Source organism: Nocardia sp. NPDC059764 (assembly GCF_042732555.1).
Classification (GTDB): Bacteria; Actinomycetota; Actinomycetes; order Mycobacteriales; family Mycobacteriaceae; genus Nocardia.
The window spans coordinates 1-14,752 of sequence record NZ_JBHWHH010000180.1; the positions used below are offsets into that span (position 1 = coordinate 1).

A 14,752-nucleotide genomic window follows, 5' to 3' on the forward strand; every position below is an offset into this window, starting at 1 on the left:
GCGCCGGGTAGTGGCTACCCGGCGCGCCGAATTGTCCTGAGAATCAGGCGGTGTGGATCAGGCGTTGTTCAGCTTGTTCAGCCGCTCGCACGCCTCGAGGTACTCGCTGATGAGGCGCTGCACCACGTCCGCGGAACGCTCCATCTTGTTCATCATGCCGACGACCTGGCCGACCGGGTTGAAGTTCACGTCCTTGGCCTGCTCGGGGTAGCGGTGGCCGCGCTTGACGCCGTCGAGGGCGACCATCATCTGCAGCGGCATGCCGAGCGGGTTCGGGGTGTCCTCGGCCTCCCAGGCCTCGGTCCAGTCGTTCTTGAGCATGCGGCACGGCTTGCCGGTCCACGAGCGCGAACGCACGGTGTCGGAGCTGGTGGCGTCGATATAGGTCTGCATCTGCGCGGGCGGCACATTGGCCTCCTCGACGGTCAGCCACAGCGAGCCGGTCCACGCGCCCGCGGCGCCCATGGCCAGGGCCGCCGCGACCTGTCGGCCGTCGCCGATACCGCCGGCCGCGAGCGCGGGCATGTCGCCGATCGCGTCGATGACCTGCGGCCACAGCACCACCGAGGAGATCTCGCCGCAGTGGCCGCCGCCCTCGGTGCCCTGCATGACCACGAAGTCCAGTCCGGCGTTCTTGTGGTTCATGGCGTGCTTGACCGAACCGCACAGCGCGCCGATCAGGCGGCCGGAGTCCTGGATCTGCTTGATCACGTCGTCGGGCGGGGTGCCCAGCGCGTTGGCGACCAGCTTGGCCTTGGGGTGGTTGAGGATGACCTCGATCTGCGGGGCGACCGTGGTGGCGGTCCAGCCCAGCAGCTGGTTGTGCTTCTCCTCCGGCGGCAGGTGCGGCACGCCGTGGTCGTTGAGGATCTTCTCCGCGAAGTCGCGGTGGCCCTGCGGAACCAGCTTGGCCAGCTGGGCTTCCAGCTCCTCGGGGCTCAGGCCCTCGACGCCCTTGCCCTCGTACTTGGACGGGATGACCAGGTCGACGCCGTAGACGCCCTGCACGTGCTCGTCCAGCCACTGCAGCTCGACCTCGAGCTGCTCGGCGGTGAACCCGACCGCGCCGAGCACGCCGAGACCGCCCGCGTTGCTGACCGCGGCGGCCACGTCCCGGCAGTGGGTGAAGGCGAAGATGGGCACGTCGATGCCGAGGCGATCACAGATCTCGGTACGCATGGTGTGGTGGGCTCCTCTGAACTTTCCGACACTGGAAATGTTGTGCCCACCACACTAGAACATGTTCTACATTCGGACCAGTCTCGCGATGCCTACCCACGGGCAACTGTCAACAACATGTTCTAGTTGCCAGGAGTGGTCAGCCGCGCGCGAGCAGCCTGTCGGCATGCAGATCATCGAATAGGAGCTGGTCCACGGGCGGCACGTGCGGCCGGTCGGTGTAGCTGAACCAGGCGATCTCCTCGATCTCACTGCTGACCGCGATATCGCCGGAGTATTCGGCCGTATAGCAAGCCATGCGCACGACGGCGTCAGGAATCAAAGCCTCGTAGGTGCCCACGTGAGCGACTGTCTCCGGAGTGATCTCGACGGTCAGCTCCTCGCGTATCTCGCGCACGAGCGTCTGCAGATCGGTCTCGTCCCCTTCGCGTTTACCGCCCGGGATATAGAAGACGTCCTTGCCGCTCGGCCGCGCGCACAGAATCCTCCCGCCCTCGATCCGCACCCACGCCACCGTGTCGATCAGCCGCTGCTCCCGCTCCGTCCGCATTCGCGCACCATAGCGCGCGCGGCGCCGACGCCCAGGTATGCGTCGTCGGCGGGGGTAGGCTGCCGCCATGTCAAAGCCGGGCCAGGAGCCGCCTCGACTCGTGACGGTCGAGGAGTTTCTCGCCGGGCCCCGCCGATGCTTTCGGTGAGATCCACGACGGCGTGATGCTCGAGTGCAGGGCGCAGAGCCCGGGCACGATCGGGTCGTGCACCGGCTCAGATCCGCACTCGAGTACACCATCGACCCGGACAGGCCCTGCCGGGAGGTGCACAGCGATACGCCGATGCGACTGGCTGACAACGATCAGGGCGAACCGCGACGTCGGTTGCGGGCTTCCGCGCCGCTGGTAGCGGGATGCGTTAGGCCCATGTCGGGAGCCAGATCTCGTGGTCGGGCGTGACCGTCCGACGGGGCTCGAGATGGTCGCGGAGTTTGCCGAGGGCGGGATGCGGATTGTCACTACGCCAGATGATGGACAGCGGGTAGATCAGCGAGGGGCGGCGCACGGGGATGCGTCGCAGGTCGAAACGGTCGGGCCACAGGTACCGGGTGCCTTCGCCGACCAGCGTCGCAAGGTCCGATGAGTCGGCGATCTCCTCCAGTAGAGCCTCTTTCGAGAAGACCGGGCCGAGCCGGTCGATTGTGAACCCGAACGTTTCGGTGAGTTCGGCGAAATAGTCGGCGACCTCACCGTGGGTGGGGAGACCGGGCATCCAGATGCGATGTCCCGCCAGTTGCGTGGGCGTCACCGCGCGAGCGTCGGCGAACCGATGGCGGGGGCCGATGAGCAGTTCGTGCGGCTCGTCGATCACGCGTGCCCTGCTGATCGCCGGGGGCAGCTGCTGTCGCGCCGGGACGGCATGGAAGGTGGCGTCGATCGTGCCCGCCTCGACTGCCGCGATCGCGGCTTCGGCATCGCCCTCGAGGGTGACGATGTCGAGCGCGATATCGGGGTGTGCGTGGTGGAAGTCCTGCAGCAGTGTCGCCATGACGATGCGTCGATTTACCACATCAACGCGCAGCGCGCGCCGACCAGGACGCACCGAGGCATCGGCGCGGTCGGCGACCCGCAGCAGTTCCCGAGCGTGCGGCAGGAAAGCCTGCCCGTCGATGGTCAGCTCGCTGCCGCGCGCGGTCCGGTGGAACAAGCGCACATCCAGGTACTTCTCCAGCGCCGCAATGCGTTTGGAGACCGCCTGCTGGGTGATCGACAACTCGTGGGCGGCTTCCTGGAACTGGCCTGCGTCGGCGGCCACGACGAAAGTGCGCACGCTGGTCAGGTCCATCGGCACACCGTACCCCCACAACGATTGGTTGTGGCTCGCCGACGGATCGGTTGTTTGATCTCGCTTTCCCTGTCTTGCTTGGATCACCCCTGTCAACAGCGGGTTGTTCAGGAGGTGCGGAAGCGTGATGGCCAGACGAGAACTGGGCCGCGAGTTCGGATGGCTGTGGGCGTCCTACGCGGTGAGCGCCTACGGCTCCGGGCTCGGGTTCGGCGCCCTTCCACTGATCGCCGTCACGGTGTTGCACGCCAGCCCGATTCAGGTGTCCGTGCTGGCGGCGGTCGGGCCCGCAGTGGGCGCGCTGATCGCCCTGCCGCTCGGCCCGTGGGTCGAGTTCCAGCGCAAGCGCCCGGTGATGATCGCGATGGACCTGATGCGATTCGCGGTCATGGTGACCATTCCGATCGCCTACGCCCTGGGACATCTCGGGTTCATCCAGTTGATCATCGTCTCGGCGGTGGTCGCCTCGGCCAAGATCGCCTTCGGCGCGGCGAGTGGCGCGTATCTGAAGGGCCTCGTCGTCCCGGGCGACCTGCTCGTCGCGAATGCGCGCTTCGAGTCGACCAATTGGAGTTCCATCGCGGTCGGTCCACCGCTGGGCGGCGCGGCGATCGGATTGTTCGGACCGGTCGTCACCGTCGTCGCCGACGCCGTGAGCTACCTGCTCTCGGCGCTGTGCGTCACAGCGATTCGCGACAACGAGCAACGCCCCCAGCGCAACACCGCGAGCCCCCTCCGAACCGCCGACCTGCTCGAAGGCTGGCGCCACCTGCTGAACCACCCCGGCCTGCGGGCCCTCTACCTCAACCAGTTGCTCGTCAGCGGTCTGATCATGGCTACCGAGCCACTGCTGGCCGTCCTGTTGCTCCGTGACCTCGGCTTCAGCCCTTGGCAATACGGCCTCGCCTTCGCCGCCCCCTGCCTCGGCGGCCTGATCGGCTCGCGCCTGGCGGGCCGCGTGGTGGCCCGCTACGGCCGACTCCGGGTGCTCCGCACCGTCGGCACCCTGCGCGCGATCTGGCTGATCGGCCTCGTCTTCGTCCAGCCCGGCGTCCTCGGCCTCACGACCGTTATCGCTGTCGAGCTCGCGATCATCATCAGCATGAGCCTGTACAACCCGGTGCTGGCCACATACCGGCTGGAACACACACCGAAAGACCGTGTCGCCCGAACACTTTCGGCGTGGTCGATCAGCAGTGGCGCGGCCATCGCGGTGCTCAGCGCCCTGGGCGGATTGCTCGCGAGCCTGACCACGCCGCGCACGGCCATCGCCGCCGCGGGCTTGCTGATTCTGGCCAGCCCGCTCCTACTCCCTCGCCGCCCCGAACCCATCACCCCGGCCGACCCGGCCGCGGCTCCTTCCCATGCCGTGTCGCAGAAAGGCGCTTCCTCATGACGGTCACCGCTCTGGATGTTTCGACCGCATTGGTCATCATCGATGTGCAGCAGGCACTGGTCGCTGCTCCCGTGGTCCCGCACTCCGGCCCCGAGGTGGTCGCTCGCACAGTCGAATTGGCCCGGGCATTTCGTGAACACCACGCCCCGATCGTCCTGGTGCGGGTCACGGCGCGCGCGGACGGATCCGATACGCCACCGGGGCGCAACGAAATTCCGCCGCAGCCCGGCGCCCTGCCTGAGGGCTGGGACGCGATCATCGATGAGCTGACCGGTCACCCCGGCGACATTGTGGTGACCAAGCGGGCGTGGGGCGCATTCCACGGAACCGACCTCGACCAGCACCTGCGTCGCCGTGACGTCACTCAGGTCGTGCTGGCGGGGCTGACCACCAGCGTCGGTGTGGAGTCGACGGCCCGAGCCACCTACGAGCACGGCTACCACGTGACGCTCGCGACGGACGCCATGGCCGATCTGGACATGGACGCCCATCGCAACAGCATCGAACGGATCTTCCCGAAGCTCGGCGAGACAGGAAGCACCGCCGAGATCCTCGCTCTACTCGAGGAGACCGGGGTTCGGGTCTAGCCGACCGCGGGCCTGGGCATTCGCACGGCCAGACCCAGCACGCCCGCCACCACGGAGGCGGCAGCGATCACGTACCAGCCGTGCCGGAAGGCGTCCAGGGTCGCCGGTCCGCCGAGCGGGGAACCCAGCACTGCCACCAGAACCGCGACGCCCACAGCCATTCCGATCTGCCGGGCCATGGTCAGCACCGCGGAGCCCGTCGCGAATTGCTGGGGTGGGAGGCCCGAGGTGCCGGCGGCGGTGCCGGTCGGGAGGGTGAGACCGACGCCGAGCCCGGTCAGCAGCATGCCGGCGAGGAGTCCGGTCGCGTAGTTCGCGTGCAGGGCGATGGCCTGAGCCCACCAGACGATCCCGGCCGCGAAGGCCAGTCCGCCGAGGGCGAGCACTCGGCCGACGCCCACGCGGGCTATGAAGGGGCCCGCCGCGATCGCCACCACTGGCACGACCAGGGGGCCGGGTGCGATGCCCAGGCCTGTCTTCAGTGCGGACCAGCCCCAGACGTTCTGCATCCACAGCACCGCGGAGAGCAGCATGCCCGCGAACGCGAAGTTGAACAGCAGGGAATTGCCGAGTACGACAGCGAAATTCGGGACTCGCAGCAGGCCCGGATCGACGACGGGGCTGTGGTGGCGGTGCGAGGAGACCACGAAGACCGCCGCGAACGCGACCGCCGCCGCGACCGCACCGAGCACGCCGGCCGAGGCCCAGCCCCAGTCCTCGCCCTTCACCACGGCGAGGATCAGCGAGGCCACCGAGGCGATCAGCGCGAGCGCGCCCACCCCGTCCGGCAGCGGTCCGCCGGTGCCCGCGGGCCGCGGCAGCAGCCGAATGCCGACAACCAGCGCGATGATCCCCAGCGGCACGTTCACCAGAAACACCCAGCGCCAGTGCAGTTCGACGAGCAGGCCACCCGCCACCGGTCCCAGCGCCGCGCCGAGGCCGCCGAACGCGACCCATAGCCGCACCGCGGTCGCCCGCTTCTCCGCCGGTGTCGCGGCCAGCAGCAGACCGAGCGAGGACGGGGTGAGCAGTGCCGCGCCAGCCGCCTGCACCACCCGGAAGGCGATCAGCGCCGCGCTGTTCGGGGCGACCGCGCACAGGGCGGACCCGAGTATGAAGACGCCGAGCCCGGTCAGGAAGGCGGTCTTGTGCCCGTTCCGGTCTCCGAGCCGCCCGGCCGGCACCAGCAGCGCCGCGTAGACGATGGCGTACGCGTTCAGCACCCAGGACAGGCCCGAGATCCGCGCGCCGGAGAAGTCCTCCGCGATCCGGGGCAACGCCACATTGACGATGAACAGGTCCAGGCTCGACAGCAGCACCGCCACCGCGACGATGCCGAGCACCATCCGTGGATCGGTCGCCCGCCGATCTTCCTGCACAACAGCCGTATTCATCGGGTCTCCCCCTGTGCCTCGCGGACGGTCCTAGTGAGTTGCTTCATAGGACGGACCATAGGGCAGTGAGTTCGTTGAAGCAACCGACTATGCTGGAATCATGCGGCGAACCAGCTTCGAGGACATGAACTGCTCCATCGCCCAATGCCTGGAGGTGGTCGGCGAGTGGTGGACGCTGCTGATCGTGCGGGACGCCCTGTTCGGGGTGACCCGCTTCGACGACTTCCGCTCCCGCCTCGGCATCGCCCGCAATGTGCTCACCCAGCGCCTGGAACACCTGGTCGAGCAGGGGGTCCTGGAAAAGACGCCCTACCAGGACAATCCGGTCCGCTACGACTACGTGCTGACCGACAAGGGCCGCTCGCTGTGGACGATCCTGGCTGCCATGCGGCAGTGGGGCGATGAATGGGCCGCCCCCGACGGCCCGCCCATCGAGGCCGTCCACAAGGAGTGCGGGCATGTCACCACCGTGCGGCCGGTGTGCTCGGAATGCGGCGAGCACCTCGCCTCCCGGGATCTGCGTCTCCAACTCGGCCCGGGCGCACACGATCCGGCATTGCTCCCGGGCCGCTGACGGTCGCCCGATGGGAGCCGCGCGGGGAAAACCCTCCGGGCCGCGGAACGGTGCGTGCCCTAGACTCCGAGGGGCGGCGATCGAAGTGGATCGCGCACAACGGATTCGGGGGGATCTCGACATGTCCGACCTGCGCCGGACACGGTGGACCCGGAGATTCCTGGTCGCCCTGACCTTCTCGGCGGGCTTGGTGCTCGCCAGTGGGGGCAGCTTGATCTGAATCCAGGCCACCCGGACAATTCGACCAGGTACCTCGCGCAGGCGGCCCTCGCCTGCACCGCGGTGTTCTGGTTCCTCAGCTGGTTCCCGTGACAGCGGAAGAAAGGTGGTGGCGGTGCGTCCCGCTGAACTGAGTGAATCCACCCGGCCGAGCCCGGAGACCGTTCTGTCGGTCGGCGGCTGGCATCCGCGACATTCGCGTGTGCTGGCGCTGGCGAGCAATGGCGCGTTCGCGTTCGCGCTCGTCGACACCAATGGCGACGGCTCCGAGATCGACCTCGACGAGCTGATCCTCGACGACGGCGAATGGCGGGCCGGGATGAGCGTCGGCGCGGGCGAATTCATCGCCGTGGGCAGTCGCGGCTCGGTCTACGTGCTCGGCTACGGCTCGAACATGAGCGGCGTGCGATGGGCCTACGGCCGCGCCGACCGCCCCGGCGCCGCCGAGGTCGAGGTGGACGGTCGCGCGATCACCGTCACCACCGCCGACACCGGGTGGTGGGTGTGGGTCGACCCGGTCGTCGAATCGAACTGAACGACACCGACACCGACACCGGAGTCAGGCGGGCCGGACGTCCGTGATCTGCTGCCCGGTGGCCTTGGCCACCGTCGGCAGCTGAGCGGTGATCTCGGCGGTCGGCGCCGGCGCGTCGTCGAACATGGACACGACCAGCGTGCTGTCCTCGACCTCCCACGTGCCGCCGATCCGGCCGCCGATCAGCACCAGCGGCGAGATCCAGCCCGCGGTCCGGCTGACCTTGGCGCGATGGTCGCCCGGCAGCAGCACGGTGTCGCCGGTGCCGGGTCCCAGCACGTACTGGTCGAACTGACCGAGCAGATGAACCGCGGCAGTTGGCTTAGTCTTCGCCAGCTCGTCGAGGTGTTCGGTCGGGAAGTACCCGCGGCGGCCCTCGACCTCGATCTCCGTCAGCTCGTTCCCCAGTGCCGAGAACCAGCGGCGCACAGTCGTTTTGCTGAGGAATCCCCGGGTCAGCCAGGTATTGAAGATCTCCGGCGACGCCGGGCCGTACGCGCCGAGGTAGGCGCGGATGACCGTGGGCGCGGCGTCATCGGGTTCCGGAATCCCGGCCCATCCGGGAACGACGTGCGCGGGATTGGTGAAGGTGACCGAGGTGCCGCGCGCCGGGCCGTAGCAGAGCGCCCCCTGCCAGGCCAGCGGCTTGAGCATCGACCCCCACCCTGAACGCAGGTGCTGCTCCAGCGGCTGGAAGCGCGGTTCGGCGATCAGGGCCGACACCAGCTCGTCCCGCGTGAGCACCTGCCCGTCGAGAATCCCGCCGACCGCTTTCACCAGCGCGGTCACGTCCTCGGGCGTCGCCCCGGAAGCCTTGGTCCACGCCGGTTTCTCCCAGGTCCGCGCCGAAGCCATGAGCGAGAGCGCGGCCGCGCCCTGCTCCGGGGTCATGGCGTGCAGCGTCCCGCGCATGGCCCAGGTCTTGAGCAGCGTCCCCTCCCCCAGCGCGTCGACGACCGCGCCGGGCTTCCCCGTGGAACGCCGCAGCGCCACAGCCGTTTCCGCGGCCGAGGTGACCTGCGCCTGTACCCCGCACAGCCGTTCGGCCACGGCTACCGCGTCCGCCTTGGTCCGCCGATCCACGAACTGCCGCCGCACCCGCCAGGCGAACACCTGATCCCACGAAACCCGCACCACGCCTCCCGCACCCGCTCGATCACGCAATCGGCCACAGCATAAGACCGTCGACCGACGCGATCCGCGATCTCACGGGTGCGGGCGTCCCACACGGGTTCCCGTGTCAGGAGAGCCTTTTCAGAGGCGTTCGATGATGGTGGCGTTGGCCAGGCCGCCGGCCTCGCACATGGTCATCAGGCCGTAGCGACCGCCGGTCTGCTCGAGGTGGTTGAGCATGGTGGCCAGGATGCGGCCGCCGGACGCGCCGAGCGGGTGGCCCAGGGCGATCGCGCCGCCGCGCGGGTTGAGCTTGGCCGGGTCGGCGCCGAGCTCCTGCGCCCACACCAGCGGCACCGGCGCGAAGGCCTCGTTCACCTCAAAGACGTCGATGTCGTCGATGGACAGCCCGGCGCGCGCCAGCACCTTGCGGGTGGCGGGTATGACGGCGGTGAGCATGAGCAGCGGGTCGTCGCCGGTGACGGCGAAGGAGTGGAAGCGGGCGCGCGGCGTCAGACCGAGCTGGACGGCCTTCTCCTCGCTCATGATGAGCGCGGCGGAGGCGCCGTCGGTCAGCGGCGAGGAGTTGCCCGGGGTGATCGACCATTCGATCTCCGGGAAACGGGCCTTGAACTCGGCGTCCACGAAGGCGGGCTGCAGCCCGGCCAGGCCCTCGACGGTGGTGCCGGCGCGAATGGTCTCGTCGGCGCTGATCGTGCCCGCGGGCACCAGTTCGTTGTCGAAGCCGCCGGCCGCGGCGGTGGCGGCGGCCGATCGGTGCGAGCGCGCGGCGAACTCGTCGAGGGCGGTCCGGTCCAGCTTCCAGCGCGCTGCCAGTACCTCGGCCGAGATGCCCTGCTGCACCAGGCCGTTCGGGTAGCGGTGCGCGATCGGGCCGCGGTTGGCGTCCCGGCCCTGGGCATTGGAGAACATCGGCACCCGCGACATGGACTCCACGCCGCATGCGATGGCGATGTCGTACGCCCCGGCGATGACGCCCTGGGCGGCGAAATGGGCGGCCTGCTGTGAGGATCCGCACTGCCGGTCCACCGTAGTGGCGGGCACCGCTTCGGGGAAGCCGGCCGCGAGCACCGCGGTGCGGGAGATATTGAAGGCCTGCTCACCGCTCTGGGTGACGCAACCGCCGATCACATCGTCGACGAGTGCCGGGTCGATTCCGGTGCGCTCGATCAGGCTGCCCAGCACTCCCGCGAGCAGGGTGGCCGGATGGACTTCCGACAGGCCGCCACCGGCTTTCCCCTTGCCGGATGGGGTGCGAATGGCGTCGACGATGACGGCGGAAGTCATGACTTCTCCCTGTTCCCAAGTGGACGATCCGGGTGTGAATTCCGGTTAACATATGCACTGTACCGCACGACCGGCCGCGCCGTCAGCAGCCGGATTTCAGCCTCCCGGCCGCCGTATTTTCGATTGCTAACCTGTTGCTGTGACCGCGACCAGTAATCCGACCACCGCCCCCTTCTGGGACCTCGAGATGCGGCTGTCCGCCGTGCTGTCGGTGCTGGCCGGATTCATCGGCGCGGCCGCGTACGCCCATTCCGAGGGCTACTTCGTCACCTTCATGACCGGCAATACCGAACGCGCCATCCTCGGCAACTTCGCCGGCGATCACACCCTGGCCGTGGGTGCGGCCTCGATCATCGTGTGCTTCCTGGCCGGCGTCTTCATCGCCTCGATCTGTCGCCGCTACTGGTGGACCAACCATCCGCACGGCGCGACCATGCTCACCACCGTCGCGCTGGCGGGCGCGGCCATCGTCGACAACATCCTCGACGAGCGCGGCATCGGCCTGGCCCCCATTCTCTTCGTCGCCTTCGGCATGGGCGCGCTGAACACCTCGTTCGTGAAGAACGGCGAGGTGTCGATCCCGGTCAGCTACATCACCGGCACGTTGGTGAAACTCGCGCAGGGCGTCGAGCGGCACGCCTTCGGCGGCGGCACCGTCCGCGACTGGCTCGGCTATGCGACGCAATACTTTTCGTTCAGCCTGGGTGCGCTCATCGGCGGCCTGGTCGCGGTGGTCGTGGACGGCGCCTACATGCTCAACGCCGCCGTCGTGGGGTCGCTGCTGGTGGCCTCCTACACCTGGCGAGCCGACGTCCGCTGGGTGCGCCGCACGGTCCGCCGGGTCATGGACGAGAGCTGAACCGCGCGACACGGGCAGGTCACAGCAACACAACACATGGCTAATTGACCGCAAATGCGGCGAACTGGTCATATTCTGCAAAACATGACAACCAGCAAAGAGGGAGTTTTCGAGGGGCCGGTTCAAACACTGGCCCGCAGCGCGTGGCAGTCGATCCTGGTCACCGGCATTCTCTCGGTGGTGCTGGGCATCCTGATCCTGGTGTGGCCCGGACCGACCCTGGTGGTCGCGGGTGTCCTGTTCGGTATCTACCTGCTCGTGTCCGGCGTCTTCCAGCTGATCGCGGCATTCGGTCTGCATGTCAGCGCCTGGATGCGGGTGCTGTCGTTCATCACCGCCATCCTGTCGTTCATCCTGGGCTTCTTCTGCTTCCGCAACGAGTTCCAGGCGATCGGCCTGCTCGCGTTGTGGATCGGTATCACCTGGATCTTCCGCGGCACCGCGGTACTGGTGGCCGCGATGTCGGACTCCGCGCTTCCGGGCCGGGGCTGGCAGATCCTGTTCGGCATCCTGCTGATCGTCGGTGGCGGTCTGCTGATCGTGGAGCCGTTCCGCTCCATCACCACCCTGGTCGTCGTGGTCGGCTGCTGGCTGATCGTGATCGGCATCTTCGAGGTGATCTCGGCGCTCCAGGTCAAGAGCGCGGCCAAGCGCGTCGCGGCCAACCTATAACCCTTCGACAGCGAGAATGGCGGTCGCCCCGGATTCGGGGTGGCCGCCATTCTCGTTGCCGGGTACACCGTTTCAGCGCAGCGGGCGCTTGGGTCGCTTGTCCATGAGCCGCAGGATCAGCGGCGTGAAGATGAGCTGCATGGCCAGATCCATCTTCCCGCCCGGCACCACGATGCTGTTGGGCCGCGACATGAACGAGTCGTGCAGCATGGACAGCAGATACGGGAAGTCGATCACCTTCGGGTCGGCGAAGCGGATCACCACGAAACTCTCGTCCGCGGTCGGAATGGTCCGGGCGGTGAAGGGATTCGAGGTGTCGACGGTCGGCACCCGCTGGAAGTTCACATAGGTCCGCGAGAACTGCGGGCAGATGTGTTTCACGTAGTCGGGCATGCGTCGCAGAATGGTGTCGATGATGGCCTCGCTGGAGTAGCCGCGTTCGGTCTTGTCGCGGTGCACCTTCTGAATCCACTCCAGATTGATGATCGGCACCACGCCAACCAGTAGGTCGGTGTACTGCCCGACGTCGACGTCCTCGCCGACCGCGGCCCCGTGCAGGCCCTCGTAGAACAGCAGGTCGCTGCCGGGCGGCAGTTCCACCCACGGGGTGAAGGTGCCCGCGGGCTGTCCGTAGGGTTTGGCCTCCTCGTCGTCGTGCAGGTAGCGGCGCACCGCCCCGACGCCGGTGTCCCCGTAGTCGCGGAACAGCGTCTCGAGTTCGGGGAGCAGATTCGCTTCCGGCCCGAAATGCGAGAACGTGAGATTGCGCTGCTGTTCGGCCTCGGCCATGGCCAGTTTCATCTCGTTGCGGTCGTAGCGATGGAACGAATCCCCTTCCACGATGGCCGCGTTGATTCCCTCGCGTCGGAATATCTCCTGGAAGGTTCGCGTGACGCTGGTCGTCCCCGCGCCGGACGACCCGGTGATCGCGACCACGGGATGTTTGACCGACATGGCACCTCCTCGATTGCCGGACAGCAGGTTTCGCGCGCCCGGCCGTTCAATGACGGGCCGCGCGGAACAGTGAGCGGGAACCGAAGAGCGAGGCGTCGAAGCTGGGCCCCTCCTCCGGTTCGCGGTGATAGCGCTCGATCCGCTCGACCTCGTTGCGGGAGCCGAAGATGAACGGCACCCGCTGATGCAGTTCCTCGGGCCGCACGTCCAGGACGCGTTCGTGCCCGGTGGAGGCGGCTCCCCCGGCCTGCTCGACCACGAAGGCGATCGGATTGGCCCCGTACAGCAGCGAGACCCGGCCCGGCCGTTCGGGATTGCGGGTGTCGCGCGGATACATGTAGAGCCCGCCGCGGGTGAGGATGTGGAAGGTGTCGGCCACCAGCGAGGCGACCCAGCGCATATTGAAGTCGCGCCCGCGCGGCCCGTCCACGCCTTCGAGGCATTCGTGGACGTAGCGGCGGACCGGGCGCTCCCAGAACCGCTCGTTGGCGGCGTTGATCGCGAATCCGGAGGTGTCGTCGGGGATGCGCATGCGCGGGTGGGTGAGCACGAACGCGCCCACCTCGCGGTCGAGGGTGAACCCGTCCACGCCATTGCCGGTGGTGAGGACCAGCATGGTCGCGGGCCCGTACAGCGTGAAGCCCGCGCAGACCTGCTGCACGCCGGGTTGCAGGAAGTCGTGCCCGGCCGGTGCACGCCCGTCCTCGGGCGCGCGCAGCACGCTGAAGATCGTGCCGACCGGCAGGTTCACGTCGATATTGCTCGACCCGTCGAGCGGATCGAAGGCGAGCAGGTACTTGCCGCGCCGGATCTCGGTGGGCACCTGATGGCATTCGCGCATCTGTTCCGACACCAGGGCGGCCAGCGGTCCGGTCCACTGGCTTTCCGACACCATGATGTCGTTGGCGATGGCATCCATCTTGCGGTGCACCGTGACCGGCAGGTTGTCGGCATCGGAGGCGCCCAGGGAGCCGACGATCGCTCCCCGGGTCACTTGATTCGCGATGATCTTGGTGGCGGTGGCGAGCACGTTGAGCAGCGCCGAGAACTCCCCGGAGGAGCCGGGATGCTTGTGCTCCTGCTCGATGGTGTACCGGGTCAGGGTCTTCAATCCTTCGGGCACAATCCCTCTCATTCCCTCATGGAGATGCCCCCTCGTCGGCGAGGGCGTCCGTGAACACACTGCTGCCGAGGACGTCGCTGTCGGTCAGGGTGATCAGATCGGTGCGGCCGACCGGCCGATGCAGTTCGACCAGGCGTTTGGCCTGCCGCAGCCGGCAGCGGTCGAGGGCATTGCGCACGCTGCGGGCATTGGCGAAGCGGGGGCGGGTCATGCGCAGCTCCAGGTAGCGCGAGAAGGCTTGCGCGGCTTCGGGATCGAAGCGGAAGTTCTCCTGGCGCACCATGAGCTCGGCGATGGCCAGCAGCTCCTCGTGGGTGTAGTCGGGGAATTCGATGTGGTGGGCCACCCGCGAGGACAGGCCGGGGTTGGCCGAGAAGAAGGTGTCCATCCGGTCCGGATAGCCGGCGAAGATGACCACCAGGCTGGTGCGCTCGTTCTCCATCTCCTGCAGCAGGATCTCGATGACCTCCTGCCCGTAGTCGCGCTCGTTCTCGGGGCGGAACAGGTAGTAGGCCTCGTCGATGAACAGCACTCCCCCGGCCGCCTTCGCGAGCGCCTCCTTGGTCTTGGGCGCGGTGTGGCCGATGAACTGGCCGACCAGGTCGTCGCGGGTGACGGTGTGCACCTTGGGCTTCCGGATGTAGCCGAGGGCGTGCAGCATCTCGGCCATGCGCAGTGCCACGGTGGTCTTGCCGGTGCCGGGGCCGCCGGTGAAGCTCATGTGCATGGTCGGGCGGGTGGCCTGCAGGCCGAAGCGCTGGCGGGCGCGATCGATGAGCAGCAGGGCCGCGATCTCGCGGACCCGGCGTTTGACATTGGCCAGGCCCACCAGTTCGGCGTCCAGGCGGGTGAGGGTGTCCTCGACGTCCTTGCCCGCGACGTCGGTCGACAGATCCAGGACGGCGTCGTCGGCCAGCGGTTCCAGTAGGTGGCCGGCCGCCGAATCCTCCGATCGGGGAGACGCGTCGGCGGCCGTACCGCGCAGCGGGCCGGGGCTCGTGGC

At 68.1% G+C, this 14,752-nt stretch carries 15 protein-coding genes; 6 read left to right on the forward strand and 9 right to left on the reverse strand.

Translation table 11 applies throughout. The features are described from left to right. Nucleotides 1-57 precede the first annotated feature (57 nt). The 3 genes from ACFV4K_RS29280 to ACFV4K_RS29290 form a co-directional block, all read right to left on the reverse strand. Nucleotides 58-1,179: a nitronate monooxygenase family protein gene (locus tag ACFV4K_RS29280; protein WP_357081768.1), complete on the reverse strand. Its 1,122-nt coding sequence runs from the start codon at nucleotides 1,177-1,179 to the stop codon at nucleotides 58-60. A gap of 139 nt (nucleotides 1,180-1,318) precedes the next feature. Further along, nucleotides 1,319-1,729 (reverse strand): NUDIX domain-containing protein, encoded by a 411-nt coding sequence (locus ACFV4K_RS29285; RefSeq protein WP_379279261.1) that lies wholly within the window; start codon nucleotides 1,727-1,729, stop codon nucleotides 1,319-1,321. 359 nt (nucleotides 1,730-2,088) lie between these two features. Then, nucleotides 2,089-3,015, reverse strand: a complete 927-nt coding sequence (locus ACFV4K_RS29290; RefSeq protein WP_379279263.1) for a LysR family transcriptional regulator — start codon at nucleotides 3,013-3,015, stop codon at nucleotides 2,089-2,091. A 127-nt stretch (nucleotides 3,016-3,142) separates the two neighbouring features. Between ACFV4K_RS29290 and ACFV4K_RS29295 the strand changes: the two genes are divergently transcribed. After that, nucleotides 3,143-4,411 carry an MFS transporter gene (locus ACFV4K_RS29295; protein ID WP_379279279.1) on the forward strand — a complete coding sequence of 423 codons (1,269 nt, stop codon included), beginning with the start codon at nucleotides 3,143-3,145 and terminating at the stop codon, nucleotides 4,409-4,411. Continuing rightward, the gene (locus tag ACFV4K_RS29300) at nucleotides 4,408-4,998 is read left to right on the forward strand and encodes an isochorismatase family protein (RefSeq protein WP_379279264.1); all 591 of its coding nucleotides are present in this window, start codon (nucleotides 4,408-4,410) and stop codon (nucleotides 4,996-4,998) included. Before ACFV4K_RS29295 ends, ACFV4K_RS29300 begins: the two co-directional genes overlap by 4 nt. Here ACFV4K_RS29300 and ACFV4K_RS29305 read toward each other — a convergent pair. Next, on the reverse strand, nucleotides 4,995-6,392 hold the full coding sequence (locus ACFV4K_RS29305; RefSeq protein ID WP_379279266.1) for an MFS transporter: 1,398 nt from the start codon (nucleotides 6,390-6,392) through the stop codon (nucleotides 4,995-4,997). The two genes, ACFV4K_RS29300 and ACFV4K_RS29305, sit on opposite strands and share 4 nt — an antisense overlap. Before the next feature lie 100 nt (nucleotides 6,393-6,492). Here ACFV4K_RS29305 and ACFV4K_RS29310 point away from each other — a divergent pair, with 100 nt between their 5' ends. Both ACFV4K_RS29310 and ACFV4K_RS29315 read left to right on the forward strand, forming a co-directional pair. Then, nucleotides 6,493-6,966 carry a helix-turn-helix domain-containing protein gene (locus tag ACFV4K_RS29310; RefSeq protein ID WP_357081780.1) on the forward strand — a complete coding sequence of 158 codons (474 nt, stop codon included), beginning with the start codon at nucleotides 6,493-6,495 and terminating at the stop codon, nucleotides 6,964-6,966. Nucleotides 6,967-7,300: 334 nt separating this feature from the next. Next, nucleotides 7,301-7,720, forward strand: coding sequence for a hypothetical protein (locus ACFV4K_RS29315; RefSeq protein WP_379279268.1), 420 nt, complete (start codon nucleotides 7,301-7,303; stop codon nucleotides 7,718-7,720). Nucleotides 7,721-7,744: 24 nt separating this feature from the next. Here the strand turns inward: ACFV4K_RS29315 and ACFV4K_RS29320 are convergent, their stop codons facing one another. Next, nucleotides 7,745-8,884, reverse strand: a complete 1,140-nt coding sequence (locus ACFV4K_RS29320; protein WP_379279270.1) for a DNA glycosylase AlkZ-like family protein — start codon at nucleotides 8,882-8,884, stop codon at nucleotides 7,745-7,747. A gap of 90 nt (nucleotides 8,885-8,974) precedes the next feature. Beyond that, nucleotides 8,975-10,141 carry a thiolase family protein gene (locus ACFV4K_RS29325; protein ID WP_379279271.1) on the reverse strand — a complete coding sequence of 389 codons (1,167 nt, stop codon included), beginning with the start codon at nucleotides 10,139-10,141 and terminating at the stop codon, nucleotides 8,975-8,977. Between the two features lie 187 nt (nucleotides 10,142-10,328). Between ACFV4K_RS29325 and ACFV4K_RS29330 the strand changes: the two genes are divergently transcribed. Beyond that, a complete protein-coding gene (locus tag ACFV4K_RS29330) occupies nucleotides 10,329-11,000 on the forward strand; it encodes a YoaK family protein (RefSeq protein ID WP_379279281.1) in 672 nt (223 codons plus the stop codon). Nucleotides 11,001-11,084: 84 nt separating this feature from the next. Beyond that, entirely contained in the window at nucleotides 11,085-11,672 is a 588-nt protein-coding gene (locus ACFV4K_RS29335; RefSeq protein ID WP_379279273.1) for an HdeD family acid-resistance protein, read from the forward strand. Nucleotides 11,673-11,744: 72 nt separating this feature from the next. Here the strand turns inward: ACFV4K_RS29335 and ACFV4K_RS29340 are convergent, their stop codons facing one another. From ACFV4K_RS29340 to ACFV4K_RS29350, 3 genes are all read right to left on the reverse strand, one after another. Then, nucleotides 11,745-12,626, reverse strand: a complete 882-nt coding sequence (locus ACFV4K_RS29340) for a phosphoribulokinase (RefSeq protein ID WP_379279274.1) — start codon at nucleotides 12,624-12,626, stop codon at nucleotides 11,745-11,747. A 46-nt stretch (nucleotides 12,627-12,672) separates the two neighbouring features. Further along, nucleotides 12,673-13,749, reverse strand: coding sequence for a class 1 fructose-bisphosphatase (locus tag ACFV4K_RS29345; RefSeq protein WP_379279276.1), 1,077 nt, complete (start codon nucleotides 13,747-13,749; stop codon nucleotides 12,673-12,675). A gap of 16 nt (nucleotides 13,750-13,765) precedes the next feature. Next, on the reverse strand, nucleotides 13,766-14,752 hold a 987-nt coding region (locus ACFV4K_RS29350; protein ID WP_379279277.1), incomplete at its 5' end, for an AAA family ATPase.